Origin of the sequence: Streptosporangium sp. NPDC049376, assembly GCF_044466505.1 — a bacterium.
Taxonomy (GTDB): Bacteria; Actinomycetota; Actinomycetes; order Streptosporangiales; family Streptosporangiaceae; genus Streptosporangium.
This window is the reverse complement of the sequence record NZ_JBITMT010000009.1, coordinates 185,064-210,915: the sequence shown is the minus strand read 5'-3', so window position 1 is coordinate 210,915 and position 25,852 is coordinate 185,064. Positions and strand designations below refer to the sequence as shown.

25 protein-coding genes are annotated in these 25,852 nt (G+C 70.0%); 23 read left to right on the top strand and 2 right to left on the bottom strand.

The window, feature by feature from the left end:
* The first annotated feature begins 13 nt into the window (after positions 1-13).
* The 3 genes from ACIBVQ_RS23635 (at position 14) to ACIBVQ_RS23625 (ending at position 3,422) form a co-directional block, all read left to right on the top strand.
* Positions 14-1,087 carry an alcohol dehydrogenase catalytic domain-containing protein gene (locus ACIBVQ_RS23635; protein WP_352015708.1) on the top strand — a complete coding sequence of 358 codons (1,074 nt, stop codon included), beginning with the start codon at positions 14-16 and terminating at the stop codon, positions 1,085-1,087.
* Between the two features lie 282 nt (positions 1,088-1,369).
* Positions 1,370-1,864 carry a flavin reductase family protein gene (locus tag ACIBVQ_RS23630; protein WP_352015709.1) on the top strand — a complete coding sequence of 165 codons (495 nt, stop codon included), beginning with the start codon at positions 1,370-1,372 and terminating at the stop codon, positions 1,862-1,864.
* A 13-nt stretch (positions 1,865-1,877) separates the two neighbouring features.
* On the top strand, positions 1,878-3,422 hold the full coding sequence (locus tag ACIBVQ_RS23625; protein ID WP_399179928.1) for a GMC family oxidoreductase: 1,545 nt from the start codon (positions 1,878-1,880) through the stop codon (positions 3,420-3,422).
* Here the strand turns inward: ACIBVQ_RS23625 and ACIBVQ_RS23620 are convergent.
* On the bottom strand, positions 3,403-4,011 hold the full coding sequence (locus tag ACIBVQ_RS23620; RefSeq protein WP_399179926.1) for a CGNR zinc finger domain-containing protein: 609 nt from the start codon (positions 4,009-4,011) through the stop codon (positions 3,403-3,405). The two genes, ACIBVQ_RS23625 and ACIBVQ_RS23620, sit on opposite strands and share 20 nt — an antisense overlap.
* A gap of 82 nt (positions 4,012-4,093) precedes the next feature.
* On the opposite strand from ACIBVQ_RS23620, the gene ACIBVQ_RS23615 reads away from it, so the two are divergent.
* From ACIBVQ_RS23615 to ACIBVQ_RS23570, 10 genes are all read left to right on the top strand, one after another.
* On the top strand, positions 4,094-5,338 hold the full coding sequence (locus ACIBVQ_RS23615) for an MFS transporter (RefSeq protein WP_399179924.1): 1,245 nt from the start codon (positions 4,094-4,096) through the stop codon (positions 5,336-5,338).
* A 241-nt stretch (positions 5,339-5,579) separates the two neighbouring features.
* Positions 5,580-7,085, top strand: a complete 1,506-nt coding sequence (gene tcuA, locus ACIBVQ_RS23610) for an FAD-dependent tricarballylate dehydrogenase TcuA (protein WP_352015713.1) — start codon at positions 5,580-5,582, stop codon at positions 7,083-7,085.
* 1 nt (position 7,086) lies between these two features.
* Positions 7,087-8,025, top strand: coding sequence for an SDR family NAD(P)-dependent oxidoreductase (locus tag ACIBVQ_RS23605; protein WP_399179922.1), 939 nt, complete (start codon positions 7,087-7,089; stop codon positions 8,023-8,025).
* 64 nt (positions 8,026-8,089) lie between these two features.
* Complete coding sequence (locus tag ACIBVQ_RS23600; protein ID WP_362914995.1) at positions 8,090-8,875, top strand: citryl-CoA lyase; 786 nt, start codon at positions 8,090-8,092, stop codon at positions 8,873-8,875.
* Positions 8,876-8,878: 3 nt separating this feature from the next.
* The gene (locus ACIBVQ_RS23595; RefSeq protein WP_352015716.1) at positions 8,879-9,748 is read left to right on the top strand and encodes a MaoC/PaaZ C-terminal domain-containing protein; all 870 of its coding nucleotides are present in this window, start codon (positions 8,879-8,881) and stop codon (positions 9,746-9,748) included.
* Positions 9,733-10,668, top strand: a complete 936-nt coding sequence (locus ACIBVQ_RS23590) for a hypothetical protein (RefSeq protein ID WP_352015717.1) — start codon at positions 9,733-9,735, stop codon at positions 10,666-10,668. The genes ACIBVQ_RS23595 and ACIBVQ_RS23590 overlap by 16 nt, the downstream gene beginning before the upstream one ends.
* Positions 10,669-10,763: 95 nt before the next feature.
* A complete protein-coding gene (locus ACIBVQ_RS23585; RefSeq protein ID WP_362914997.1) occupies positions 10,764-11,741 on the top strand; it encodes an alpha/beta fold hydrolase in 978 nt (325 codons plus the stop codon).
* A 36-nt stretch (positions 11,742-11,777) separates the two neighbouring features.
* Positions 11,778-12,542, top strand: coding sequence for an enoyl-CoA hydratase-related protein (locus ACIBVQ_RS23580; protein WP_362779914.1), 765 nt, complete (start codon positions 11,778-11,780; stop codon positions 12,540-12,542).
* A gap of 63 nt (positions 12,543-12,605) precedes the next feature.
* Positions 12,606-13,670 carry an LLM class F420-dependent oxidoreductase gene (locus tag ACIBVQ_RS23575; RefSeq protein ID WP_352015720.1) on the top strand — a complete coding sequence of 355 codons (1,065 nt, stop codon included), beginning with the start codon at positions 12,606-12,608 and terminating at the stop codon, positions 13,668-13,670.
* A gap of 20 nt (positions 13,671-13,690) precedes the next feature.
* A complete protein-coding gene (locus tag ACIBVQ_RS23570; RefSeq protein ID WP_352015721.1) occupies positions 13,691-15,133 on the top strand; it encodes an aldehyde dehydrogenase family protein in 1,443 nt (480 codons plus the stop codon).
* Positions 15,134-15,238: 105 nt separating this feature from the next.
* Here ACIBVQ_RS23570 and ACIBVQ_RS23565 read toward each other — a convergent pair whose 3' ends face one another.
* Positions 15,239-15,994, bottom strand: coding sequence for a GntR family transcriptional regulator (locus ACIBVQ_RS23565; protein WP_362915003.1), 756 nt, complete (start codon positions 15,992-15,994; stop codon positions 15,239-15,241).
* A 155-nt stretch (positions 15,995-16,149) separates the two neighbouring features.
* Here ACIBVQ_RS23565 and ACIBVQ_RS23560 point away from each other — a divergent pair, with 155 nt between their 5' ends.
* The 10 genes from ACIBVQ_RS23560 to ACIBVQ_RS23515 all read left to right on the top strand — a co-directional run bounded on the left by ACIBVQ_RS23560 (position 16,150) and on the right by ACIBVQ_RS23515 (position 25,838).
* A complete protein-coding gene (locus tag ACIBVQ_RS23560) occupies positions 16,150-16,878 on the top strand; it encodes a GntR family transcriptional regulator (protein ID WP_362779907.1) in 729 nt (242 codons plus the stop codon).
* Positions 16,875-17,630 carry a 3-oxoacid CoA-transferase subunit A gene (locus tag ACIBVQ_RS23555; protein WP_352014546.1) on the top strand — a complete coding sequence of 252 codons (756 nt, stop codon included), beginning with the start codon at positions 16,875-16,877 and terminating at the stop codon, positions 17,628-17,630. The genes ACIBVQ_RS23560 and ACIBVQ_RS23555 overlap by 4 nt, the downstream gene beginning before the upstream one ends.
* Positions 17,631-17,737: 107 nt before the next feature.
* Complete coding sequence (locus tag ACIBVQ_RS23550; protein ID WP_352014547.1) at positions 17,738-18,454, top strand: CoA-transferase; 717 nt, start codon at positions 17,738-17,740, stop codon at positions 18,452-18,454.
* A complete protein-coding gene (locus ACIBVQ_RS23545; RefSeq protein WP_362915005.1) occupies positions 18,439-19,368 on the top strand; it encodes a hypothetical protein in 930 nt (309 codons plus the stop codon). The genes ACIBVQ_RS23550 and ACIBVQ_RS23545 overlap by 16 nt, the downstream gene beginning before the upstream one ends.
* A gap of 45 nt (positions 19,369-19,413) precedes the next feature.
* Complete coding sequence (locus ACIBVQ_RS23540; protein ID WP_362779900.1) at positions 19,414-20,205, top strand: enoyl-CoA hydratase/isomerase family protein; 792 nt, start codon at positions 19,414-19,416, stop codon at positions 20,203-20,205.
* Positions 20,206-20,494: 289 nt separating this feature from the next.
* On the top strand, positions 20,495-22,009 hold the full coding sequence (locus tag ACIBVQ_RS23535) for an ABC transporter substrate-binding protein (protein ID WP_352014550.1): 1,515 nt from the start codon (positions 20,495-20,497) through the stop codon (positions 22,007-22,009).
* A gap of 43 nt (positions 22,010-22,052) precedes the next feature.
* Positions 22,053-22,796, top strand: a complete 744-nt coding sequence (locus tag ACIBVQ_RS23530; RefSeq protein ID WP_399179916.1) for an enoyl-CoA hydratase/isomerase family protein — start codon at positions 22,053-22,055, stop codon at positions 22,794-22,796.
* 39 nt (positions 22,797-22,835) lie between these two features.
* Positions 22,836-23,894, top strand: coding sequence for an LLM class F420-dependent oxidoreductase (locus tag ACIBVQ_RS23525; RefSeq protein WP_352014552.1), 1,059 nt, complete (start codon positions 22,836-22,838; stop codon positions 23,892-23,894).
* On the top strand, positions 23,894-24,832 hold the full coding sequence (locus ACIBVQ_RS23520; RefSeq protein WP_362915011.1) for an ABC transporter permease: 939 nt from the start codon (positions 23,894-23,896) through the stop codon (positions 24,830-24,832). The genes ACIBVQ_RS23525 and ACIBVQ_RS23520 overlap by 1 nt, the downstream gene beginning before the upstream one ends.
* Before the next feature lie 94 nt (positions 24,833-24,926).
* Complete coding sequence (locus ACIBVQ_RS23515; RefSeq protein ID WP_352014554.1) at positions 24,927-25,838, top strand: ABC transporter permease; 912 nt, start codon at positions 24,927-24,929, stop codon at positions 25,836-25,838.
* Positions 25,839-25,852 lie beyond the last annotated feature (14 nt).

Below are 25,852 nucleotides of genomic sequence, written 5' to 3'. Positions count from 1 at the left end.
AGAGGAGAGAGTCATGCAGACCATGAAGGCCGTACAGCTTCTCGCCCCGCGTAAGACGATTCTGGCCGAACTTCCCAAGCCCACGGTTCCGGCCGACGGGCTGCTGATGAAGACGCGATGCGTATCGATCTGTTCAACCGACGTCTCCTTCTTCGAAGGTCACCTGTTCCCCTCCGAATATCCGGTGGTCCTGGGCCACGAGTATCTCGGCGAGGTCGTGGAGATCGGTTCGGAGTTCACCGGCCCGGGTATCGAGGTCGGCGACCGCATCGTCTACTGGGGACAGACCGACTACGACGGCTTCGCTGAATATCGGACACTGCGTCCTATATTCTCCGGAGAGATCAAAACGGATGTCTTCGAGGCCGATCGTAATTTCTATGACGACCGGCGGGCGGCCGCCGTCAAAGTGCCCGAAGAGCTCGACGACCTGCAGGCCTCCTTCATCGAGCCGACGACGGGAGTTCTGCGTTCGGTGCTGGCCAACGCGCCCAGGATCGGCGACCGGGTGCTCATTCTCGGTACCGGGCCCATCGGGATCATCGCAGGAAGCATCATCAAGAAACTGCTGGCGCCGCACTCGGTGGTCTCCGTGGACGCCAATCCGCACCGCAACACCCATGCGGAGGCGCATTTCTCCGAGCGCGCCTACTTCCCGGACGAACTGATCGAGGAAGTGCAGGAGAGCACCTTCGACTACGTCTTCGACTGCCTGCCCACCGTCAATGTGGCGGATCCGGCGAAGGACCCGAGGCGGGTCGCGATGCGCAAGCTCAAACCGCGCGGCAGGTACGTGCTGTACGGCGCGTCCCAGGAGATGCAGAGCTTCGACACGTGGCTGATGCTGGCCAAGGGCATCAACATCAGCGCCTCGCCCTTCGACGTCAGCAGTTTCCCCATGCACCACACGGCCAACGTCATCACCGCCGCCATGCAGATGCTGGTCTCGGGGATCGTCGACGGTAAGCGCCTGCTGTCCACCGTCCACCCGTTCGACGACTACGACGGTCTCGTCAAGATCCTGGAGAACTACCGTACGACCACCGGGCTGAAGACGGTGGTCGACTTCCGGGGGGACGCCTGGTGATCCGGGCCGAGTTCGGCGAGTCCTCCGGCACGGCCGCCGAGATGTCGCGGCCCGCCTGATCCACCCGCACGCCGGAGGCGATGACGTCTGTGCCCGCGCCGGCGATCCACACGGTGACCGGCGTCCGGCGGCGCGTGAGCGAATCGCGCCGCCGGGCGTCCGGGTACGGCGTCACCCGCTGAGCCGATGACCTCCGGCCGTACCGGTCAACCGGTACGGCCGGGCGGGTCAGGTCCGCCGAGCCTCCCGCACCGTTTCTTTCAGCAGAGAAAGAGATCACCGATGTCCGTTGACGCCGTTTCGTTCCGACAAGCCATGGCCCGGGTCCCCGGCCCGGTGACCGTGGCCACGACCGTCGATGCGGCAGGCCGCCGATGGGGCTTCACCGGTAGCTCCTTCAGCTCCCTGTCCCTCGACCCACCCCTCGTCCTGCTGTGCCTGGACCGCTTCGCCAGCACGCACGACGCCTTCACCTCCGCCGACCGCTTCATGGTGAACATCCTGGCGACCGAGCACGTCGAGGTCGCGCAGCGTTTCGCCACCTCCGGGATCGACCGGTTCGCGGCCGGTGACATGCGGCCGTACGAGATGAACCTGCCGGGGCTGCCCGGCGCGCTGGTGCGTCTGGCCTGTTCCATGCACGCCGTCCTCGACGGCGGTGACCACAGCATTCTCGTCGGCCGGGTCGAGGAGCTCCACACGGACCCGCACCGGATGCCGTTGCTGTACTGCGACCGCACCTTCACCCGTCTCAAAGCCACAGCCGCCCTTTCCTGACGCCCTTAGAGAAGTGGAGAACGACATCGTGCAAACCGCCGACTACGTGATCGTCGGGGCCGGTTCCGCGGGGTGTGTCCTCGCGCACCGGCTGAGTGCCGACCCGCGCATCAGCGTGGTGCTCGTGGAGGCCGGAGGCCCCAGGCCCGAAGAGCACCCCGAGATCCAGGTCCCCGTGCTGTTCCCCAGAATGTTCGGCAGCGCGCTCGACTGGGGTTTCACCACGGTGCCGCAGCCCGGGCTGGACGGCCGTACCATTCCCATTCCCCGTGGTAAGGCCCTTGGCGGTTCCTCCGTGATCAACGCGCAACTGTGGACCCGTGGCCACCCGGCGGACTACGACGGCTGGGCGGCGGCCGGGCTCGACGGATGGGGGCACACGGACCTGCTGCCGTACTTCGATCGGGCCGAGGAGAGGATCCGGCTGGCGGGGATGCGTCATCCCGTCCCCCCGACCGCCGACTTCCTCAGCGCCTGCGCCCAGCTCGGGCACCAGCCGGCCGCCGAGAGGCAGGACGGGTACATCCTCGCCCGCGCCACCCACCGGGACGGCCTCCGCTGGAGCTCGGCGGACGGCTATCTCCGCGAGCCGGGCGAGCGGCCGAACCTCACCCTGGTCACCGGCGGCCTGGTGCGCAGGGTGCTCATGGACGGGACCCGGGCGACCGGCGTCGAGGTGGAGACGGAGAACGGGAGTCTCCAGATCAGCGCCGGCCGCGAGGTGATCCTCGCCGCCGGAGCGGTGGGGAGCCCGCACCTGCTCATGCTGTCGGGGATCGGCCCGGCCGGGCAGCTGGCCGCGCACGGCATCCCGGTACGGGTGGACGCCCCCGGAGTCGGCCGCGACCTGACCGACCACCTGGTGGTTCCCCTCGCCTTCGCCGCTCGCGGGTTCGAGTCTCCCGGCGCCGCCGCGGACCTGGAGGACATGCGGCTCTACCTCAAGGAGCGGACCGGATCCCTGAACTCGATCATCTCCGAGGCACTGCTCTTCCTGCGCACCCGCCCCGAGCTGACGGCCCCGGACGTCGAGATCGTCCACCTGACGACCCCCTTCGGCGAGCACGAGTCGGCCGCCAGGGACGGCCTGGCGCTGGGTGTCATCGTGCTGCGTCCCGCCAGCCGGGGAAGCGTCGAGCTGCGCTCGGCCGACCCGCACGACGCGCCGGTCGTCGACCCCCGCTACCTGTCCGACCCGGGCGACACGGACCTGCGGACGGCCATCGCGGGCGTGCGCCAGGCCCACCGGATCCTCGACAGGCCGGACTACGCGCGCTGGCGCGGAGAGCCGCTGACCCCGGGCGCGCTGGCCACCGACGACGCGGACATCGCCGCGTACATCCGGCGGACCGGGCTGAGCATCCACCACCTGGTGAGCACCTGCCGGATGGGGGCCGATCCGCTGTCGGTCGTGGACCCGGGCTTCCGCGTGCGAGGCGCCTCCGGCCTGCGTGTGGTGGACGCCTCGGCGATGCCCAGCATCGTACGGGCGCACACCCACGCCCCGGTCACCATGCTGGCCGAACGCGCGAGTGAGCTCATCCTTCAGGACGGCTGACGCTCCGGCCCCGCAGCGTCTGCTTCTTGGCCTTGTTGCCGCACGTGTTCATCGAGCACCAGCGGCGGGTGCCGGGCCGTGAGGAGTCGAGGAACAGGGCGTGGCAGTCGGGGTCGGCGCACTCGTGGACACGGTCGATGGAGGGGCCGGTGACCAGGTCCACGGCGTCCCTGGCGATGAGCGCGAGGACCGCGGGGACCGGGGCGGCGGCCAGCCATCGCAACCGGCCCGAGCCGTCGAGCTGGGGCGCCGGGACCGGGAGCGCGGCGATCCGGTTCACGGTGTCCCCGGCCGTGGAGAGGGCCGCGGTGAGGGCCGTGGTGAGGGCCGTACCGCCCTCCACCGGTTCACGCGCCGCCGCGACCAGCGTGTGGATCGCCTCCCGCAGCTGTCTCGCCTGGGCGTCGTGACCCACCGCCGCGGCCTCGGGCACCGACTCCCAGGGGCCGAACCGGCCCACCCACGCAGCCAGCGCCGCCGGGTCCGGCAGTTCCTCCTCGGGCCGGGCCGTACCGCGATGCCGCAGCGTACGGATGAAGTCCAGGCACAACCGGCCTGATCCGGATCGGAAACTCGGCGCTGGCGTCATGAATCAACCCTACTTGCGAACCGGTTTAACTGGTACCGTTTTTGGAACCGGTCAAACTGGTTCTAGGTCAGAGAGGACCTTCATGCCCATCGACATGCCCCGGTCAGGGGCCGCCGCGCCGGGGCGCAGGATGATCCTCCTGCTCGCCCTGTCCTGCGGTGTCGGCGTCGCGAACATCTACTTTCCGCAGGCCATCAGCCCTCTCGTCGCCGCCGACCTGAACGTGTCTCCCGACACGGCCGCCACGGTCGTGACCGCCGCGCAGTTCGGCTACGCGGCCGGCATCTTCCTGCTGGTCCCCCTGGGCGACCGGCTGATGCACCGGAAACTGATCGTCACGCTGCTGTCCATCGCCGGGCTCGGTTCACTGGTCGCCGGTCTCGCCACCACGCTGCCGGTCCTGGTGGCCGCGAGCGTCCTGATCGGTGCCGCGACGGTCGTCCCGCAGATCATCATCCCGATGACGGCCGGGCTGGTCCCCGAGCAGCGACGCGGCGCGGTGACCGGCACGCTGCTGAGCGGGCTCATCGGCGGCATCCTGCTGGCCCGGACCTTCGGCGGTGGCCTCGGCCAGTGGCTCGGCTGGCGCGCCCCCTACCTGGTCGCCGCCGCGGTCGTCATCCTGCTCGCCGTGATCCTGGCGTTCGCCGTACCCACCACGACCCCGTCGTCACGCGAGCGCTATCCCGCCCTGATCGGCACCGCGCTGCGTCTGATGCGCACCGAGCCGGACCTGCGCCGCTCGTGCCTCTACCAGGCGCTGATCTTCGCGGGCTTCACCGCGGCCTGGACCAGCCTGGCCCTGCTGATCACCGGGCCCTACCATCTCGGCGCCTCCGCGGTCGGGCTGATCGCCCTGGTCGGGGCCGCCAGCATGTTCTCAACCCCGATCGCCGGGCGGCTGGTCGACCGTCACGGGCCCAACCCGGTCAATCTGGTCTGCATGGTGGGCGTCATCGCGGCCGCCGCCCTGCTGACCCTGGGCGGTCTTGGCGGTCCCGCCGGGCTGGTCGGCGTCACGGTCGGCATGCTGCTGCTCGACGTGGCCATGCAGTCCGGCCAGGTCGCCAACCAGGCGCGCATCTTCGCCCTGCGCCCCGAGGTCCGCAGCCGCCTCAACACCGCTTACATGACCTGCGCCTTTCTCGGCGGCAGCATCGGCTCCTGGCTCGGGATCCGCGCCTACTCCGCCCTCGGCTGGGGCGGCGTCTGCCTGCTGGTGGCCGTGCTCGCCGTACTCGCGCTGGCCCGCAGCCTCTTCACCGGCCGCGCCCGCGCCGTTGTCGCACCCGAGCCCGCACCGCAGGCGGATGCCGCCACCCGTTGACCGTTCCGCCGGTGAACGGACGCGGGTGACGTCGGCGGGGAACCGGTCGAGTCCGAGCGTGCGAAGCGGGAAACAAGCAAGGCCCAGGTCGATGACCTGGGCCTTTTGCGATCTGGGCGGGTAGGGGGTCCCGCCCGCCGCCGGGTGGGCGGCGTCCTGGGACCCACCCTGGCCTCCTTGCTGGAGCGTTGACATCTGATATATTAGAGTTTACGTTGCACATGCAAGGAGAGGGGTAGGCATGGGTCAGAGTCGAGTTGTTGTCATCGGCGGCGGTAACGCCGGCTTGTGTAGCGCGTTGGCCGCCCTTGAGGGTGGGGCCGAGGTGACACTGCTCGAAGCCGCCCCGGAGTCCGAGCGTGGTGGGAACTCCGGATTCACCGCGGGGGCCATGCGCTTCGCCTACGACGGCAGGGAGGAGATCGTCCAGCTCGTCCCCGACCTGTCGGAGGAGCAGCTCGCGAAGACCGACTTCGGCAGCTACTCGAAGGAGCAGTTCTTCGACGACATGGCCCGGGTCACGCAGTACCGCTGCGACCCCGACCTGGTCGAACTGCTCGTGACACGCAGCTTCGACACGTTGAAGTGGATGCGCGACAAGGGAGTGCGGTTCCTGCCGATCTACGGCAGGCAGGCGTTCCAGGTGGACGGGAAGTTCACCTTCTGGGGCGGCCTGACGCTGGAGGCCAACGGAGGCGGTCCCGGGCTCGTCGACTCGCTGTTCGACGCGTTCGAGTCGGCGGGCGGCAAGGTGTTCTACGGCCACCGCGCCATCGGCCTCACCGAGGACGGCGGCAAGGTGACCGGCGTCGTGGTCCGGGCGGGCGGGGAGATCCGGACGATCTCCGCCGACGCCGTCGTGCTGGCCTGCGGCGGATTCCAGGCCAACGCGGAGTGGCGCACCCGCTACCTGGGGCCGGGGTGGGAGTTCGCCAAGGTCCGCGGCACCCAGTTCGACGTCGGTGACGGACACCGCATGGCGATGGACATCGGCGCCATGTCGTGGGGCAACTGGTCGGGCTGCCACGCGGTCGGCTGGGACAGCAACGCGCCCGCGTTCGGCGACCGCGTGGTCGGCGACGGGTTCCAGAAGCACAGCTACCCCTTCGGGATCATCGTCAACAGCCGCGGCGAGCGGTTCGTCGACGAGGGCGCGGACTTCCGGAACTACACCTACGCGAAGTACGGCCAGGAGGTCCTGCGGCAGCCGGGGCAGATCGCCTGGCAGGTCTTCGACAGCAAGGTGAACCACCTGCTGCGTGACGAGTACCGGATCCGGCAGGTCACGAAGATCGTGGCGCCGACCCTGGAGGAGCTCGTCCGGCGGATGGACGGCATCGACGAGGAGCGGTTCCTGCGGACGGTCGGCGAGTACAACGCGGCGGTCGACCAGTCGGTCCCCTTCAACCCCAACGTCAAGGACGGGCGGGGCACCTCCGGGCTGGCGGTGCCGAAGTCGAACTGGGCCAACACCCTCGATTCGCCGCCGTACGAGGCCTACGCGGTGACGTGCGGAATCACGTTCACCTTCGGCGGCCTGAGGATCGACACGTCGGCGCGCGTGATCGACGTCACCGGCGAGCCCATTCCCGGGCTGTACGCCTGCGGGGAGATCGTCGGCGGGATCTTCTACTTCAACTACCCGGGAGGCAGCGGGCTCACGGCGGGCTCGGTGTTCGGGCGGATCGCAGGGTCGGCGGCCTCGGGCGCGCTCGACCGCTCCGCCACGTCCTCAGCGAGCGTGTGAGGTGGTCGTACCGGGCGGAGTGATCGTCACCGGTGCGGGCGGGGGCATCGGAGCCGAGGTGGCCAAGTGCCTCGCCGCCGCGGGCTACGGCGTCGTCGTCAGCGACCTGGGGGTGTCCGTCGACGGCCACGACCCGGACGGGCAGGTGGCGGAGTCCGTGGCCGAGGTGATCCGGGCCCGGGGCGGTCGCGCCCTGGCCCACCAGCACGACGTCGTCTCCTTCGACGCGGCGGCAGACCTGGTCAGGCGCGCGGTCGAGGAGTTCGGCTCGCTCGACGGCCTTGTCACCTGCCACGGCATCCTGCGCGAACGCATGATCTTCAACATGACGGAGGACGAGTGGGACTCGGTCGTCTCCGTCCACCTCAAGGGCACGTTCAACTGCGTGCGCTTCGCCACGGAGCAGATGCGCCGCCAGCGCGGCGGAAGCATCGCGCTGCTGAGTTCGGCGGCGGGGCTGGAGGGCAGCCCGGCGCAGGCCAACTACGCGGCGGCCAAGGCGGGCATCGTGGGCCTCGCCCAGAGCACGGCGCTGGCGATGGGACGCTACGGCGTCAACGTCAACTGCGTCGTCCCCTCCGCGGCGACGCGCATGACCTCACGACTGACCGACCGGATGCAGGCCAGCAGGCCCGGCGCCGAGCGGCAGGGCCCCGAGCTGGTCGCCGAGCTCGTACGCGCGCTGCTCGACCCGGCCAACCGCCACATCACCGGGCAGACCTTCACCGCGGCCGGTCGCAAACTCGCCCGGTGGGAGCCTCCCCAGGAGCAGGAGAGCGTGCGCCTGGCCGACGAGTTCACCTACTCCGACGTGACCGGCGCGGTCCGGCAGCGGCTCGGAGTCACGCCGCTGCGCCGGTTCGCGGCGCTCGGGCTGCCGACGCCGGCCGCGTCCGACCCCCAGACCACGGACATCCTCGAAGTGGGAGACGGAACATGAACGCTCGGCCGACAGTGAGCTCCCCGCACGATCCAGCCGCCACGCGCGCCGAGGAGACGTCGCGGTGAGCGGGCGCAGTGTGCGGCTGGAGATCGGCACCGCCGTGGGAGCGGCGGACGAGCACCACGTGCAGGTGCGCGGGCTGGATCTCGTCGACGACCTGATCGGCGAGCTGACCTACACCGAGGTCGCGCTGCTCGCGGTGACCGGCCGCAGGCCGACCCCCGCCGAGACCAAGGTGGTCGACGCGGTGCTGGTGAGCCTGCTCGACCACGGCCTGACGCCCAGCGCGCTCGCCGCCCGGCTGACGTTCTGGTCGGCTCCCGAGGCGATCCAGGGCGCCGTCGCGGCCGGTCTGCTCGGCGCGGGAAGCGTGCTGCTCGGTTCGATGGAGGGCTGCGGGCGCCTGCTCACGGACATCGCCGACGACGTCGCCGGCGGCGCCGCGGCCCGTGACGCGGTGGAGACGCGGCTGCGCGCCATCGTGGACGCGGGTGGGCGGATTCCCGGCCTCGGGCACAGCCTGCACCGCGACGGCGACCCGCGCGCCGGGAAGCTGCTCGACGTCGCGCGGGACCAGAAGGTCGCGGCGCGGCACGTCGAGCACCTTGAGCTCGTCGTCGAGCGGGCCGCCGCGCTCACCGGCAAGGCACTGCCGCTCAACGCGACGGGCGCCGCCGCCGCGCTGCTGCTTGAAGTGGGTGTGCCCTGGCGACTGCACCGCGGTTTCGCCCTGATGAGCCGTACGGCGGGCCTGGTCGCGCACATCGGCGAGGAGCTCGAATCGCCCCTCGCCCCCGCGGTGCGCGCCGCGCTGCGGACCGCGAGCCGCATCGAACCGGAGGTGTGAGCGGTGTCGGAGGCCGTGGAGCCACAGCCGGAACCGGGGTGGGAGATCTTCGTCTGCGACGAGTGGCGGGCGCGGGTGCTCCAGGAGATCACAGGCCTGTACGGCCCGCCGTACGCGGACGGAAACGTGCCCTGCCTGGCGTTGCTGCCCCCGACGTTCCTGGTGGCCCATCGGACCGACCCGGACGCCATGGGCGTCCCGGACGCGCCGGTCAGGCTCAACGCCGGCAACTGGTGCCGGTGGGAGGCGCCCGTGACGCCGGGGGAGATCCTGGAGCGGCGCACGGTGATCGAGTCGGTCACCACGAAGCCGGGCCGCGACAGCGACCTGACGTTCTACCAGCTCGCGACGACGTACCGGCGCCGCATGACGCACGACGTGGTCGCGCGCACGTCCACGACGACGATCCGCACGGGCGCCCGGCAGGGTCGCGGCGGTTCCGGGCACCGCACGGAGCCGCCCGCCGACGCCGTACCGGTCATCGAGGTCACCCCGAGCAGCCGCGAGGTCGTGCGGTACGCCGCGGCCACCGACGACTTCTACGAGGTGCACTACGACCACGCGTTCGCGCGGGCGAGGGGTCTGCCGGGGACGATCACCCACGGCCTGCTCAAGCTCGCCTACCTGGCGCGTGCCGCCGTGCAGTGGGGCGGACACGGGACGTTCGTGCGGGAGCTGAGCGCCTCCTACCGAGGGATGGACCGGGTCGGCGCGCCGTTTCGCGTGCTCGCCCGGGCGGACGACGGCGACGGGGACGGGCCCTCGCGTCACCTCACGCTGTACGGCGTCTCCGCTGACGGCGGGGTCAGCACCGTCGGCCGCGCGGTGATCGAGAGAAACGAAGGAGAGGATGGGCAGTGGCTGAGCGACTGACGGTGCAGACGGTACGCGGACCGGTCCCGGTGTCCGAGCTCGGGCGCGTCCTGCCGCACGAGCACGTGGCGTGCGACCTGTTCCGCGTGACACGGCAGATGGGTCTCGCCGCGTTGAACGACCCGGACGAGGCGGTCCGGGACCTGAAGGTCTTCAAGGAACTCGGCGGCGGATCCGTCGTCGAGGCCACCAGCGGCGGGCTCGGCCGTAAGCCCGCCGTGCTCCGGTCGGTGTCCGAACGTGCCGACGTGCACATCGTCATGGGCTGCGGGTGGTACCGGGAGCCCTACTACGAAGAGGACATGAACAAGCTGAGCACGGCCGAGCTGACCGACCGCCTGCTGATCGACATCTTCGAGGGCGAGGGCGGCGTACGGCCGGGCGTGATCGGCGAGATCGGCGCCGACCGTGAGTGGGTTTCCGGGGTCGAGGAGCGGGTGCTGCGCGCGGCCGCCCGAGCCCAGCAGGAGACCGGGCTCGGGCTGATCCTGCACGCGGTCAAGAGCGAGGTCGGCGCCTGGCAGCTCGACGTGCTTGAGGACGAGGGCTGCGACCTGAGCCGGGTCGCGGTCGGCCACTGTGACACATATCCGGACGTCGACTACCACGAGCGGCTGGCCGAGCGCGGCGCGATGGTGATGTACGACGGCAACGGCCCGGGTGACGCGCTGCTCCAGGAGCAGCGGATCGCGAACGCGGTGGAGCTGATCCGCCGCGGATGGGCAAAGAGCCTGCTGCTCTCCCACGACGTCTGCGTACTGGGCATGCGCGAACGCCGTGGTGGGCCGGGTTACTCGTACGTGCTGCGGCAGGTCGGCCCCGACCTGATCGCGGCCGGGGTTCCCGAGGACGTCGTGGAGACGATCTTCAGTGAGAACCCGCTGCAACTGCTCGCCGGGCACCGTCCCGACGGCAACTGAGGAACGCCTTTTCTCCCGGCTCGAACGTTCGGGGACGACCCTGCCGGATGCATTGGCGCCTGTTCTGTCACGTTCCGAGAAAGTGTGAGGATGCCATGAACGACAGGACCGGTCGGACGATCGATCGACGCCTCCTGCTCGCCGGGGTGGCGGGGGCGGGCGTCGTCGCGCTCGCCCCGTCGGCCGCCTTCGCGGCGGAGGAGAGGGCCCGCGGCTCGAAGCCGGGCGGGCGAGAGAAGGTGCTGCCCGCGCAGACGTCGTGGGACCCGGTGCCCGCGATGACCGGCATGAAGCAGGTACAGATCCCCGACGTGCGGCTGGCGGTCTGGGACACCGGCGCCGGAGGCAGGGGTCCGGGCAGGGGCCAGACCGTGGTGCTCATGCACCCGCACACCGGCAACGGCGGCTCGTGGGGTTACCAGCAGGCCGCGTTCGCCGCCGCGGGCTACCGGGTGATCAGCTACTCGCGGCGGGGATACCACGGCTCTGAGGCCGGCCCCGCGGAGCGGCCCGGCACGATGGTCGGGGACCTGACGGCCCTGATGGACGCGCTCGGCGTCGGAAGGTTCCACCTGGTCGGCCTGGCCGCGGGCGCGTTCGCGGCGTTCGACGCCGGCCTGTCGGTCCCGGACCGGCTGCTGAGCTGCACGGTGGGCGCGACGCTGGGCGGGATCCAGGAGCCGTCGTGGAACGAGGTCACCACGGCGATCCTGCCGGAGGGCTGGTTCGGACTGCCCGAGACGTTCCGCGAGCTCGGCCCGTCCTACCGGGCCGCGCGGCCGCAGGCGATGACGACGTGGATCGAGCACACGAAGCTGCCGGTCACGACTGTGCAGCAGCCCCCGCAGAACACGCTGACGTGGCCGGCGATCGAGTCGATCAGGACGCCGACGCTCCTGCTCACCGGCGACTGCGACCTGTACCTCCCGCCGGCGCGTCTGCGCGAGATGGCGGGCCACGTCAGGAACGCCGAGGTGGCGATCTTCAGCGAGGCGGGGCACGCCCCGCACTGGGAGTCCTACCGCGAGTTCAACAAGACGGTGCTGTCGTTCATCGGTAAGCACCGGCGGTAGACCATGGAAGCGGCAGGCATCGGGGCCGAGGAGCCCGTGGACCTGAGAATCGAGGGTCACGTCGCGACCGTGACGCTGGACCGGCCCGACGTGCTCAACGCGGTCGACACGCCGACGTACCGGTGCCTGCTCGCGGTCTTCGCGAAGATCGAGGATGGGGCGGACATCCGGTGCGTCGTGGTGCGAGGGCGGGGCAGGGCCTTCAGCGTCGGCGCGGACCGGACGGAACGCGCCAAGATGACGGACGACGACCTGCGGCGCAGGCGCAGGCTCGTCCCCCGGGTGTTCTCGGCGATGTACCACTGCTCGCGACCTGTGATCGCGCAGGTGCACGGCTACGCGCTGGGCGGTGGCCTTGAGCTGGCGCTCAGCTGTGACCTCGTGGTCGCCGCCGAGGACGCCGTCATGGGGCTCGTCGAGACGACCCTCGGCAGCATGCCCGCGGGCGGCGGCACGCAGTTGCTCCCGCGGCTCGTGGGCATCCCCAGGGCGAAGGAGCTGATCTTCACCGGCCGCCGGTTCACCGGCGCCGAGGCCAGGCAGTGGGGGCTGGTGAACCACGCGGTGCCCGCCGCCGACCTTGAGACCACGGTCGGCGCGCTCGCCGCCGAGATCAGCGCGGCGGCACCGCTGGCGGTCGCGCAGGCCAAGCGCGCCATCGACCTGTCCACCCAGTTGGAGATCGACAGCGGGGTCGCGCTGGAGGCCGAGCTGTACGAGCGGCTCCTCACGAGCGCGGACCGGCTCGAAGGGCTGGCCGCGGCGCGCGAGGGCCGGCGGGCGAACTTCCGTGGCCGATGACGAAACCAATGACGGGGCCAATGACGGGGCCGGTGACGAGGCCGGTGACGAAAGGAATGCACGATGATCGAAAGGTTGGGATGCGCCATCGGCGGGCTGGCCGACCCGGAGCACCCGGGGGACGTCGCCGCGACGGTGCGGATGATCGAGGACGCGGGCTACGAGTCGGCGTGGTCCTATGAGGCGTTCGGCGCCGACTGTTTCACGCCGCTGGCCTGGTGGGGCTCGCACACGCGCACGATGCGGCTCGGCACCGACATCGCCCAGATGGCGGCGCGCCCTCCGACGGGGATGGCGATGGCCGCGATGAGCCTCGACCAGCTGTCCGAAGGGCGGGCCGTGATCGGGCTCGGGCTCTCCGGGCCGCAGGTCGTCGAGGGGTGGTACGGCATGCCCTTCGAACGCCCGCTGGGCTGGACCCGGGAGTACGTCGCGATCATGCGCGCGACCATCGCCGGGGAGCGCGTCGCGTACGAGGGCAAGACGTACCGGCTTCCCGCTGAGGGAGGATCGGGACTCGGCCGCCCGATCCGGTCCACGCTGCGCGGCGGCCGTACGGACATCCCGATCTGCCTGGGCGCCGAGGGGCCGATGAACATCTCGCTGGCGGCCGAGATCGCCGACGGCTGGCTGCCGACGAACTTCTCGCCCATCGCGGACGAGTGGTACCGGGAGCGGCTGGAGCTGGGCTTCGCCCGCAGGCCCGGCGGGCGGCCGGAGAACTTCGAGATCGCACCCGCGGTCTCGGTGGCGTTCGGCCCGGACCTGGAGTCGGCCGCCGACCGGATCCGCCCGTTCATCGCCTACCAGGTCGGGGCGAACGGGGCGGAGAACATGAACTTCCACCTCAACGCCATCGCGCGGCTCGGGTTCGAGGAGCCCTGCCGGGAGATCCGGGCCAAGTTCGTCGAACGGGACCGTGAGGGCATGGTGGCCGCGGTGCCGACCGAGATGGTCGAGGCGGTCGCGCTGGTCGGGACGCCGGAGAAGATCCGGGCCGACCTGGAGACGAAGTGGAACAGATGCGTCGCGACGAGCCTGATCGCCAGGGCGCGCGTCGACGACCTGCTCAAGCTGGCCGAGGTGTTCCGCACAACCACGGGCGCCGCGCAGGGGCAGCCCGCCTGATTCGTATGACCGTTCGGTCGGTGAGGAATTCGCAAATGGTGATGAGGTACGAGCACTGGATCAACGGCGAACCGACGCCGTCGGCGGGCGGGGAGCGGCTCACGTCGACCAGGCCCGGCACGGACGAGGTCGTGTGCGAGATCCCGTTGGGTGTCCGGGAGGACGCCGACCGGGCGGTGGCCGCCGCGAACGCCGCCTTCGCCAAGTGGGCGGCGGAGAAGCCGATCCGCCGCGGCCGGGTCCTGATGGCCATCGCGGCGGGGCTGCGGCGTGAGCGGCAGCGGCTCGCCGAGCTGGAGGCCGCCGAGACCGGCAAGCCGCTGCGGCAGGCGGACGTCGAGATCAGGGGCGCGGCGGCGTTCTTCGAGTTCTACGCGGGCCTGGTCAACGTGCCGACGGGGGAGATCATCGATCTCGGCGACGGCTACCACGGATACACGCGGCACGAGCCGTTCGGCGTGGTCGGGGTCATCACCCCGTGGAACGTCCCGCTCAACCAGGCGGCCAGGGCGGTGGCGCCCGCGCTGGCGGTCGGCAACGCCGTGGTCTGCAAGCCGTCGGAGTTCACGTCGTCGACCACGCTGGAGCTCGGGAGGATCGCCGCCGAGGCCGGGCTGCCGCCGGGGGTGCTCAATGTGGTGACCGGCATGGGCGACGTCGTGGGCAGCGCGATCGTCGAGCATCCGCATGTCCGGAAGGTCGCGTTCACGGGTTCGGTGCGCGCCGGTCGCATCGTCGGCCGGACCGCCGCCGAGAAGATCATCCCTGTCACGCTCGAACTGGGCGGGAAGTCGCCGAACATCGTGTTCGCCGACGCCGACCTCGACGCCGCCGTCGCCGGCGCGTCGAGGGCGTTCGTCGGGAACGCCGGGCAGGTCTGCTCGAACGGCACCCGTCTGCTGCTGGCCCGCGAGATCCACGACGAGTTCGTGGCGCGGCTGGCCGAACGGGTGCGGGCGGTGAAACCGGGCGAGGACTACGGCTCGCAGACGACGAAGGACCAGTTCGAGAAGGTGCTGTCCTATTTCGACGTCGCGCGCGAGGAGGGCGCCACGCTGGTCACCGGCGGGCGGGCCACCGGCGACGGGTGGCTGATCGAACCGACGATCTACACCGGGGTGACGAACGAGATGCGGATCGCCCGCGAGGAGATCTTCGGCCCGGTCCTGGTGGTCATCCCGTTCGACGACGAGGCCGACGCCGTCGCCAAGGCCAACGACTCCGACTACGGTCTCGCGGCGGGCCTCTGGACGGCGGACCTCGGCCGGGCCCACCGCGTCGCGGCCGCCCTGCAGGTGGGACAGGTCTACGTCAACGAGTGGACGGCCGGGCTGATCGAGGGCCCGTTCGGCGGCCACAAGAACAGCGGCCACGGCCGGGAGAAGGGTGTGGAGGCACTGCGGCACTACACCCAGTCGAAGTTCGTCTCGGTCAGGATCGGCAGGAGCGCGAGCGGTGGGTAGGCACGGCCACCGCTCGTGACGCGTACGGCGGGCGGGGCCGGTGATCTCGGGTGGGCGTCCCCTGGTGAGCGAGGGACATCGGGGGCCCCACCCGGCCTACACGGCCTATATCGAGGTCGCGGACGGGCGCTTCCTGGGCCCGCGCGTGGACCGGGACGTCCCGCGCCTGCCCGCCGCCAGCTGGGTGATCGACGGTGTGTCGCTGTCGGTCGCCGGCATCAGCGCCTCGACCTTCTCGGTGGAACGTGTCTTGTGGGCCTGCATCGCGTTGTACGCGGCCTGCGGGTCGCCGGCGGCGATCGCCTCGGCGACCGCGCGGTGTCCCGCGACGGACTCGGCGAGGCTGCCTGGCTGGCTGAGGTTGCGGAACCGCAGCAGGCGCACGCGCCCGTCGAGAACGCCCAGGGCGTCGCGTAACCCGCCGCTGCCGGCCATCGCCAGCATCTTCTCGTGCCGCTCCTCGATCATGCGGACGTACGCGGGGACGTCCTCGGCCTCGGCGGCCCGTTCCAGATCGGCGACCGAGAGCAGCAGGGCGTTGCGCTGTTCCACGGTGCCGCGTACGGCGGCCCACGCGGCCATCATGGGTTCCAGCGCGGTCTTGATCTGGTAGACGTCGGTGATCTCCTGCGGGCTGATCTCCCGGACGAAGACGCCGACGCGCGGGGTGATGGTGACCAGACCCTCCACGCTCAACTGCTGCAGAGCGTCACGCACCGGCGTCCGGGACACACCGAACCGCTCAGCGAGATCGTCGGTCGAGATCCGCTCACCGGAGGCAATCGTGCCGTTGTAGATCAGCGCGCGGATCTCCTCGGCGACCACGTCCTTGGCCGAGAGAATCCGGACCTGTGAATCCAACGATTTCACCTACTCCATTAGCGCTGATGTGCGAACCCCCTGAGGTAATCGTAGCCGCCCGGAAGGGGCGGCCAGTGGCGATCGGGCGGTGTCGTCGGGCGCATCTGAGATGCTGATCCTTGACATGTAGTACATCAGCGCTCACACTTGAGCTTGTGCGCACTTCCCTGAGACTCCGTGTTCTTTCGGCGAAGGACGTCGTCATCGAAGAGATCCGCGCGCTGATCCACAACGGCACGATGACCTCCGGCGACCGGATATCGACCGACGAACTCGCTGAGCGGTTCGGTGTGTCCCGGACGCCGGTGCGTGACGCTCTGCAGCAGTTGAGCGTGGAGGGTCTGGTCACCATCACCCCGCGCGTCGGCGTCTTCGTCCGGGAGATCAGCCCGCAGGAGATCACCGACGTCTACCAGATCAAGACCGCGCTGGAACCCATGATGGCCGCGTGGGCCGCCGTACGCGGCACCCGGGAACAACGTGCCGCGTTCCGCGGGACCTTCGACGAGCTCGAACGGCTGGCTCACTCCAACGACGTCCAGGAATACGTGCGGGCGCTGGAGGAACGCCGTGAGGCACTGCTCACGATGGCCAGGAGTGACGGGTTGCGAGACTCGTTCGCGGTGCTCGACGGGCGGGTGCGCCTGCTGCGGTTCCGCAACCTCAGCCAGCCGGGCAGGCTCACCGAGTCCGCGGCTCAGCACCGTTCCATCGCGGAGGCGATCGAGGCCGGTGATCCCGACGCCGCCTACGTCGCCATGCGGGACCACATGCTGGACGCCACCGCACGGGTGCGCCTTCTCGTGGTGTCGGAGCAGCCGAACGGCGACCCGGCGCCCACCGCCTACTCAAAGTTGTCGAAACGCACGGAAGGTGCCAGATGATCAACAAGGTCGTGGAGTCGGCGGCCGAGGCCGTCGCCGACATCGAAAGCGGTTCGATGATCGCTTTCGGCGGTTTCGTCGGAGTGCCCGGTGTCCCGAGCACCCTGATCAAGGCGATCGCCGAGCGCGGCCTGCGCGACCTGACGATCATCGCGTGTGAGTCAGGCCGCGGTCGCGCCGGCGCGCAGTCGTACGGTGTCCCCGGCGGCGGCCAGCCGTACATCCCGGAGCCTGAGGACGGCGTCTACCCCGTCGGGTACCTCGCCGAGCTCGGCCAGGTGCGCAAGGCGATCACCACCTTCTCCTCGCTCAACAACCCGAACTTCGACGGGCCGTTGGAGGCGGGTGTCCGGCGGGGTGAGGTGGAGATCGAGCTGATCGGGCAGGGCAGCCTGTGCGAACGGCTGCGCTGCGGGCGCGCGGGTCTCGGCGGCGTCTACACCCCGGTCGGCGCGGGCACGAAGATCGGCGCGGGCAAGGACATCCGTCACTTCGACGGCGTGCCGCACGTTCTTGAGACGGCGCTGCGCCCCGATTTCGCCATCATCTCCGCCTACCAGGCCGACCGGTTCGGCAACCTCGTCTACCGGCACGGCGCCAGGACGACGAACCCCGTCGTGGCCGGCAGCGGCAACGTGACGATCGTGGAGGTCGAGGAGGTCGTCGACTACCTGGACCCGCAGCACATCGTCACCCCCAGTCCGTACGTGGACCGGATCGTCCTGAGCGACAGGCGCCTCATGGTGAGGTGACCAGCGGTCCAGCGAGTTCCAGGACCGAGGCGGTCGGGCGGCCTCGGGTGAATCCATCCTCGGGAAAGGAGTTCGGGGGACACTGGGCCCGAACCCCCGGCCAGGCTATGACGCCAGCTCAACACCCCTCCGCGCCATCCCTGACCAGGGTTGGAATCGCGCGACGCATCTCACAGGACTTCCGTGAGGGAGACGTCATCAACCTGGGCGTCGGAGTGCCCATGCTGTGCAGCCTCTTCATCGAGGACGACGAGGACATCTTCCTGCACAGCGAGCACGGCGTCCTCGGGCACGGCAGGCAGGCCCGTACCCAGGACGAGGTCGATCCGTCGCTGGCCACGGCAGGCCGGCAGCCGATCATCCCCCGTCCCGGGATGGTCGTCATGGACCACGCCGAGTCCTTCGCCCTGATCCGGGGCGGTCACCTCGACGCGACGATCCTGGGAGCGTTCCAGGTGAGCGTGCAGGGCGACCTCGCCAACTTCTGGCTGCCCGGGGCGATCGCGGGTGCGATCGGCGGCGCCCAGGACCTCGCGTTCTGCGCCCGGCGGGTGATCGTCGCCATGCAGCTGCTGCCGCGCCCGCGGCGGTTCGTCAACCGGCTCGAACTGGAGATGACCGCGCCGCGGTGCGTCGACCGGCTGGTCACCGACATCGGCGTGATCGATCTGGAGGACGGCAGGGCGATCGTCCGCGAGCTCGTGCCCGGCTGGAGCCTTGAGGACGCCCAGCGGCTCACCGAGGTGGAGCTCGTGGCCGCGCCGGAGGGCATCGCCGAGGTGACGCTCAAGAGCGACAGGGACGACCTGTGGCACGCGGCGTAGCGGACGGCCCGACCGTCGAGACCGTACGCGGCCCGGTCGCGGCGTCGGAGCTGGGCCGGATCCTGCCGCACGAGCACGTGGTCTGCGACCTCATCAAGGACCGGCCGCGTCCCGACCCCACCCTGGACGAGTCCGAGGACGCCGTGGCCGACCTCAAGGAGTTCAAGGCGGCGGGCGGCAGCACGATCATCGACTGCACGAACAACGGCCTGGGAAGGAACCCCGGCCTGCTGCGTTCGGTCTCTGAGCAGACCGGCGTGCACATCGTGATGGGCTGCGGCTGGTACCGCGAGTCCTTCTACGAGGAGGACATGAACAAGGTCAGCGTCGCGGAGCTGACCGAGATCCTCCTTGAGGACGTCAGGACCGGGGTGCACGGCATCCGGCCGGGCGTGATCGGCGAGATCGGGGCCGACCACGGCTACCTGTCCGCGGTCGAGGAGCGGGTGCTGCGCGCCGCGGCGAGGGTTCAGAAGGAGACCGATCTCGGGCTCGTCCTGCACGCGGTGAAGAGCGACGTCGGGAGGTGGCAGCTCGACGTGCTTGAGGAGGAGGGCTGCGACCTGCGGCGGGTCGCCGTGGCCCACTGCGACATGTATCCCTACCTCGACTACCACGAGCTGCTCGCGAAGCGCGGCGCGCTGGTGAGCTACGACCGCAACGGCCCCCGCAACCCCCACCAGCAGGAACGGCGCATCCGCAACATGGTGGAGTTCATCCGCCGGGGCTGGGCGTCGCACCTGCTGATCTCCCACGACGTGTGCATCCCGGGGGATCGCGCCGGCGCGGGAGGACCCGGGTACGCGTACGCGCTGAAGCAGGTCGTGCCCGACCTGCTGGAGGCCGGGGTCCCCGGGGAGGTCGTCGAGTCCATCATGGTGGACAACCCCGTGCGCCTTCTCGTCGGCTCCTGATCCCTCCCATCCCAGCCATGTTCCATCGACGTCAGGAGAGAACGAGTGACTGACAACCCAGAGGTGGTGCTGTGCCGGACCGAAGGGCGGGTGCGCGTCATCACCCTCAACCGTCCCCGGGTCCGCAACGCGCTGAACGGCGAGATGATGCGGCGCTTCCACCAGGCGGTGGACGACGCCGTCGCCGATCCGGATGTCGGCGCGATCGTCGTCACCGGCAACGGCCCCGCGTTCTCGGCGGGCGCCGACCTCAAGGAGGCCGGGACGGGTCCCCGGCCTGACGACCTGTGGGACCGGTACGCGCACGCGGTCGACAACGACCGGATCTACGAGCGGTTGTCGCGGGTGCCGTTGCCGGTGATCGCCGCGGTCAACGGGTTCGCCGTGGGCGGCGGTTGCGCGCTCGCGGTGTCGTGCGACGTCGTCATCGCGGCCGACACGGCGCGGTTCGGCTATCCCGAGACCAACCACGGGATCGCCCCGGTCACGGTGGCGGTCGGCCTGAGCCGGGTGGTCGGGCGCCTGCAGGCCCTCGACCTGCTGTTGTCGGGCCGGTTCTTCGACGCGGCCGAGGCCCACGCGATGGGCATGGTCACCAGGATCGTCCCCGCCGACGACCTGATGACCGAGGCCGTCGGCTACGCGCAGGCCCTGGCGGAGAAGTCGCCGACCGCGATCCGCCTCACCAAGCGGGTCTTCCGGGCCGTCCAGGAGCTCGACTACGACCACGCCTTCGAGTACGCCCGCGACGTCAGCCTGATGACCCGCGAGGCGATGACCGGCGGTCTCGGGGTGACGAGATCGCCGGCCGGTACGGAGAACCGAGCCGCGGAATAGCCATTGTACATGTGATATTTCAGGTGTAACATTCAAGGCTATACCGCAAGAGAAATCAGCCAAGCGCGGATTTCCATCACTCGGGGACGGGATCGCCGCCGTCTCGGCACGACCCCTATCAATCATTCCTTGGACTTTCGGAATCGGGTCAGTGCCCGGGACATGGGAGCGAACAATGAAGGTACGCAGGGTTGTTGCCCCTGCCGCGCTGGTCACGATACTGGCGGCCGCCGGTTGTGGCGGTGGTGAAGGTCCGGCGACGAACGAGCGGCCGACCATCCGATGGGGCGTGGCCACCGAGGGCATCACGTCGATGGACCCGGTCCGTGCCGTACAGCCGGTCGACCGCAGCCTGTCGATGATGTTGTTCGACGGCCTCGTCCGTTATCAGCCGGGTAACGCGACGGCGCCGTTCGAGCCGGGGATCGCGAAGGAGATCCCGCAGCCCGCGACGCAGGACGGCAAGCAGGTCTGGACGATCGCGCTCCGCACAGGCGTGAAGTGTCCCGCGGGCCAGAAGACCCCGGCGTACGACCTGACGTCCGACGACGTGGTGTTCTCGCTGAAGCGGGCGGCCGACCCCGAGAAGTCGACGTTCGCCTCGGTGTTCGCCGCCTACGACACGGTCGAGGCGGTGGACGCAGGCACCGTGAAGGTGACGATGAAGCAGCCGGTCTCGCCCGCCGCGTTCCTGCCCACGATCTCGAACTGGCAGGGCGGGCTCGTGGTGTGCAAGAAGGCGGTCGAGGCCGAGGGCGAGGACTTCGGCAAGCGCCCCGTGGGGCCGGGGCCGTTCAAGTTCGAGAGCTGGACCCCGGGCCAGCGCATCACGTTGCTGGCCAACGACGACTACTACCTGGGCAAGCCGCTGTCCGCCGGGTGGGACATCCGGTTCATGGCGGACGACACGGCCAGGCAGGCCGCCCTGTTCGGCGGTGACCTCGACGTCGCGTCGCCCACCGCGACCGGCGACAAGGGCCTTGAGGTCATCGACTCCAGGAAGGGGTTCAAGGTCGTCGAGACTCCGCTCTTCGGCACCTGGTACCTGTTGTTCAACACGAAGGTCGGCCCGACCGCCAACCCTGAGGTGCGCAAGGCGCTGGCCTACGCGGTGAACCGCGAAGACTACGTGACCCTGACCGGGAAGCGGACCGCGAAGCCGACGCTCAGCGTGTGGGGGGCCCAGCTGCCGGGCGGCGTCCCCGACGCCCACGTGGAGCAGGCAGGCCTGGCGTACGAGTTCGACGTGGCCAAGGCCCGCCAGATGCTCGCGGCGGCGGGATACCCCAACGGCTTCGACGTCACCGTCACCGCGCCCAGCAACGCGACCACCTTCCAGGTCCTCCAGGCCCAGATGAAGGCGATCGGCGTCAACGTCAAGATCAAGACGGTGGACGTGCCGACCTGGCAGACGGCGATCATGACCGGCCAGGAGCCGCTCATGCTCACCCTCATCTCCTACCGGCCCACGCCGCAGATCCCGTACACGGACTTCTTCTACGGCCCCTCGGCCGTACGGGGCGGCAAGCACCCGGCGCAGAACTTCGGCGGGTACGACGGCGCCGACGCCCTGATCGAGAAGGCGGCCAAGACGTCCGACTCCGCGGAGCAGGCGCGGCTGTGGCAGGAGATCAACGACAAGATCCTCTCGGACGCCGCGGCGAAGCCGCTCTTCGTGGCCTACCAGGCCTACGGCGCGGTCTGCGGGTTCACCATGGGCGGCGTCGAGCCGCCGACCACGATTCCCGGCAACTGGCAGCCGAGTTACAAGTCCACCGTCGATGCCCAAGCGAAGGACTGCTGATCCCACGCGGTGCGGAGAAGCTGTGCGGAAGAGAGGTGCTGTAGTGGCCGAGGTCGAGTTCCAGGTCGTGACCGATGGCGTCGGCGTCATCACACTGAATCGGCCGGAGAAGCTCAACGCGTTCAACTTCGAGATGCACCGGCAGCTGGCGGCGGTGCTCACCGGTGACGAGCTGCAGGACTGCCGCGCGGTCGTGCTGCGGGCCGAGGGCAGGGCGTTCTGCGGCGGCACCGACCTCAGCGAGCTGGGCGACCATTTAGGGCAGAGCAGGACGCCCTCGTTCGAGGTGTCCACCGGAACCGAGATGTCGCACAACTTCCGGTACGCACGGCCCGTGATCATCGCGGCGGTGCAGGGCTACGCGCTGGGTCTCGGGACGCTGGTCGTGAACCTCACCGACCTCGTGATCGCGAGCGAGGACGCCGTGTTCGGGCACCCGGAGGTCACGCACGGCCTGGTCCAGGGCAACGGCATCCCGCGGCTGCGCGAGATCGTCGGCACGCGGGCGGCGATGTCGATGCTCGTCACCGGCAGGCGCGTACCCGCGGAGGAGGCCCTGCGGATCGGCATCGTGAACGAGGTCGTGCCCGCGGAACGGCTTGAGGAGAGAGCCATGGAGGTGGCGCGGCAGATCGCGGCGAACCCGGCCTACGCGGTGCACATGGCGAAGAGGTTCTTCTACGAGTCCGCCGACATCCCCTACGGCGCCGCCGTACAGGCGGGCTACCGGGTCATGCGCACCGCGCAGCTGGCCAGGCGGGAGAACGGGGCGAACTTCCAGTGGTGACCACACCACGGGCGGCGACCGAGCCGGAAGGAGCCCCAAGTGATCGATAAGCTCGCCTGCTCGATCTACACGCTGGGTGCCGAAGCCGCCGAGGTCGCCGAGGCCGCCGGTTACGAGTCGGGGTGGACGTCGGAGTCGTACGGCACCGACTCCTTCACCCCCCTGGCCTGGTGGGGCGCCAAGACCAGGACGATGCGCCTCGGCACGGGCGTCGCGCAGATGGCGGCCCGCGCCCCGACCGCGACCGCGATGGCCGCCATGACGCTGGACCGGCTCTCCGGCGGGCGCGTGGTCGTCGGCCTGGGACTGTCCGGCCCGCAGGTGGTCGAGGGGTGGTACGGGATGCCCTTCGAACGGCCGCTGCGGTGGACCCGCGAGTACGTCGCGATCATGCGCGACACGTTCGCGCGGGAGCGGGTCTCCCACAACGGCGAGATCTACAGGCTCCCGGCGACCGGCGGAACCGGGCTGGGGCGCTCGATCCGTCCGGGCATCCGGGACGCCCGTACCGACATCCCCATCTACCTGGGCGCGGAGGGGCCGAAGAACATCTCGCTGGCCGCCGAGATCGCCGACGGCTGGCTGCCGACGAACTTCTCCCCGGAGTTCGACCACTGGTACCGGGAACGGCTTGAGGCCGGGTTCCGCCGCCGGCCCGGGGGACGCCCCGAGAACTTCGAGGTGGCCCCCGGCGTGGCCGTCGCGTTCGGGCCGGACGTCGAGACGGCCGCCGACGAGCTCAGGCCGGGCATCGCCTTCCAGGTCGCGGCCAACGGCGCCGAAGGCATGAACTTCCACTACAACTCCATCGCCCGGCTCGGTTTCGAGGAACCGTGCCGGGAGATCACCGAGCGGTTCAAGGCCCGTGACCGCGAGGGCATGGCGGCCGCCGTACCCACGGAGATGGTCGAGGCGATCGCGCTGGTCGGCCCGCCCGAGAAGGTCCAGCGGGACCTTGAGACGCGGTGGCACAACTGCGTCGCCACGACGATCATCGCGCGGACCTCCGTACAGAACCTGCCCATGCTCGCCCACGTGTTCGCGGCATCGCGAGCCGCCTGCGGCGCACCCGTGACCTCACGAGCGGAGAACGGCTGATGGCGCGTTACTTCCTGAAGCTGTTCGGGCGGCTGCTGCTGACCCTGGCGGTGGTCTCCACCGCCGTCTTCTTCCTGATCCGGCTCACCCCCGGCGGTCCCGCCGTGGCCATCCTGGGCCAGGACGCGTCCCCGGACGCGGTGGCACGGCTCAACGAGAAGCTCGGGCTCACCGACCCGGTGTTCCTGCAGTACTGGAAGTTCCTGACGCAGCTCGCCCAGGGCGACCTCGGCAACTCGCTCACCAACGGCCTGCCGGTGAGCGAGACGATCCTGAGTGTGCTCCCGCACACGCTGGAACTCGCGGTGGCGGGACTCCTCATCGGCAAGCTCGGCGGCATCACCCTCGGCATCGTGGAAGCGGTGTGGAAGGACAGGTCGCCCGACGTCATCGGGCGGATCCTGTCGCTGATCGGGCTGTCCTTCCCGAGCTTCTTCGTCGCCGTGCTGCTGATCCTGTTCATCGCGCTGCCACTCGGTCTGCCGACCAACGGGGTCGCCTCCTTCACGGATCTCGGCGCGAACCTGCAACGGATCCTGCTGCCCGCGCTGGCCATGGGGATCGTGAGCACCGCCTACACCTCCCGAATCACCCGCTCGCTCATGGTCGAGGTCATCGGGGAGAACCATGTCCGTACGGCGCGGGCGAAAGGGGTGCGGGAGGGCCGCGTCCTGGTGCGCCACGTGCTCCAGCCCGGCTCGCTTCCCCTCGTCCCGATCGCCGGCATCTCGTTCATCACCCTGGTGGGGGACGCGGTGCTCATCGAGACGGTGTTCGCCCGCCCGGGGCTGGGCAGCCTGATGGTCAACGCCATGCAGGCACGTGACTACGCGACCGTGCAGGGCTGCATCATCGTGATCACCACGGTGATCGTCCTCGTGAACGCGGCCGTCGACGCCCTCTACCACGTCCTCGACCCCCGAACCAAGACGGTGTGAGGTCCTCCATGGATCCGACAGGCATCCGGCCGCTCCGTATCCACAGCCCTCGGCGCCCGAGCGACGTCGAGACGACACGAATGCCGGTACGAGCATGACGACGAACGACTCGGGAGCGGTGGTGACCGCCGCCGTCCCCCCGCCGGACAAGGGCGGCTCACGATATGTCTCGCAGCCCCGCAGGAGGGGACTGCGCCGGCTCAATCCGCTGCTGATCATCGGCGGGCTGATAATCACCTTTCTGGTGTTCGTCGCGCTCTTTCCGGCCCTGTTCACCTCCCAGGACCCGGCGCAGCAGGACCTGGCGGCCCAGCTGGAGCCGCCGAGCGCCGAACACTGGCTCGGCCGCGACCAGTTCGGCCGGGACATCTACACGCGGCTGATCTACGGCACCCAGGTCTCGATGGTCATCGGGGTGTCGTCGGTGCTGCTGGGGATGGCCGTGGGCATTCCGGTCGGGATGATCGCCGGCTACTTCCGCGGGAAGACCGAGCGCGTGATCATGTGGATCGTCGACGTGAAGATGGCGTTCCCCGGGCTCATCCTCGCCCTGCTCTTCGTCGCCCTGTTCGGGCAGGGAGTCTGGAACATCACGCTGGCGATCGTGATCGGGATCATCCCGGTGTTCGCACGGCTCGCGCACGGTCCCGCCCTGGCGTTCCGGGAGCGGGAGTTCGTGAAGAGCAGCATCGTGTTCGGCGCGCGGGCGCCGTGGATCCTGTACAAGCACATCTGGCCCAACCTGCGCAGCGAGATGGTGGTCATCGCCAGCATGACCGCGGCCGTGACGATCCGGATCGAGGCGGGCTTGAGCTTCCTCGGCCTCGGCCTGCCGCCCCCCACGGCCACGTGGGGTGGCATGCTCCGCGACGGCACCACCTACCTGCAGACAGACCCGTTGTTCTCGCTGGTGCCCGGACTGGCGATCTTCGTCGCCGCCCTGGGCTTCAACCTCCTCGGTGACGGGCTGCGGGATGCCCTGGACCCCCGGACCGCGAACAGTTGACCTGCCGGAGACCG

What these genes read in the sequence shown, in the direction of transcription:
- ACIBVQ_RS23635 (WP_352015708.1), top strand. Translation starts at nt 14, where the DNA reads ATGCAGACCATGAAGGCCGTACAGCTTCTCGCCCCGCGTAAGACGATT.
- ACIBVQ_RS23630 (WP_352015709.1), top strand. Translation starts at nt 1,370, where the DNA reads ATGTCCGTTGACGCCGTTTCGTTCCGACAAGCCATGGCCCGGGTCCCC.
- ACIBVQ_RS23620 (WP_399179926.1), bottom strand. Translation starts at nt 4,011, where the DNA reads ATGACGCCAGCGCCGAGTTTCCGATCCGGATCAGGCCGGTTGTGCCTG.
- ACIBVQ_RS23615 (WP_399179924.1), top strand. Translation starts at nt 4,094, where the DNA reads ATGCCCATCGACATGCCCCGGTCAGGGGCCGCCGCGCCGGGGCGCAGG.
- tcuA (WP_352015713.1), top strand. Translation starts at nt 5,580, where the DNA reads ATGGGTCAGAGTCGAGTTGTTGTCATCGGCGGCGGTAACGCCGGCTTG.
- ACIBVQ_RS23585 (WP_362914997.1), top strand. Translation starts at nt 10,764, where the DNA reads ATGAACGACAGGACCGGTCGGACGATCGATCGACGCCTCCTGCTCGCC.
- ACIBVQ_RS23575 (WP_352015720.1), top strand. Translation starts at nt 12,606, where the DNA reads ATGATCGAAAGGTTGGGATGCGCCATCGGCGGGCTGGCCGACCCGGAG.
- ACIBVQ_RS23555 (WP_352014546.1), top strand. Translation starts at nt 16,875, where the DNA reads ATGATCAACAAGGTCGTGGAGTCGGCGGCCGAGGCCGTCGCCGACATC.
- ACIBVQ_RS23550 (WP_352014547.1), top strand. Translation starts at nt 17,738, where the DNA reads ATGACGCCAGCTCAACACCCCTCCGCGCCATCCCTGACCAGGGTTGGA.
- ACIBVQ_RS23520 (WP_362915011.1), top strand. Translation starts at nt 23,894, where the DNA reads ATGGCGCGTTACTTCCTGAAGCTGTTCGGGCGGCTGCTGCTGACCCTG.
- ACIBVQ_RS23515 (WP_352014554.1), top strand. Translation starts at nt 24,927, where the DNA reads ATGACGACGAACGACTCGGGAGCGGTGGTGACCGCCGCCGTCCCCCCG.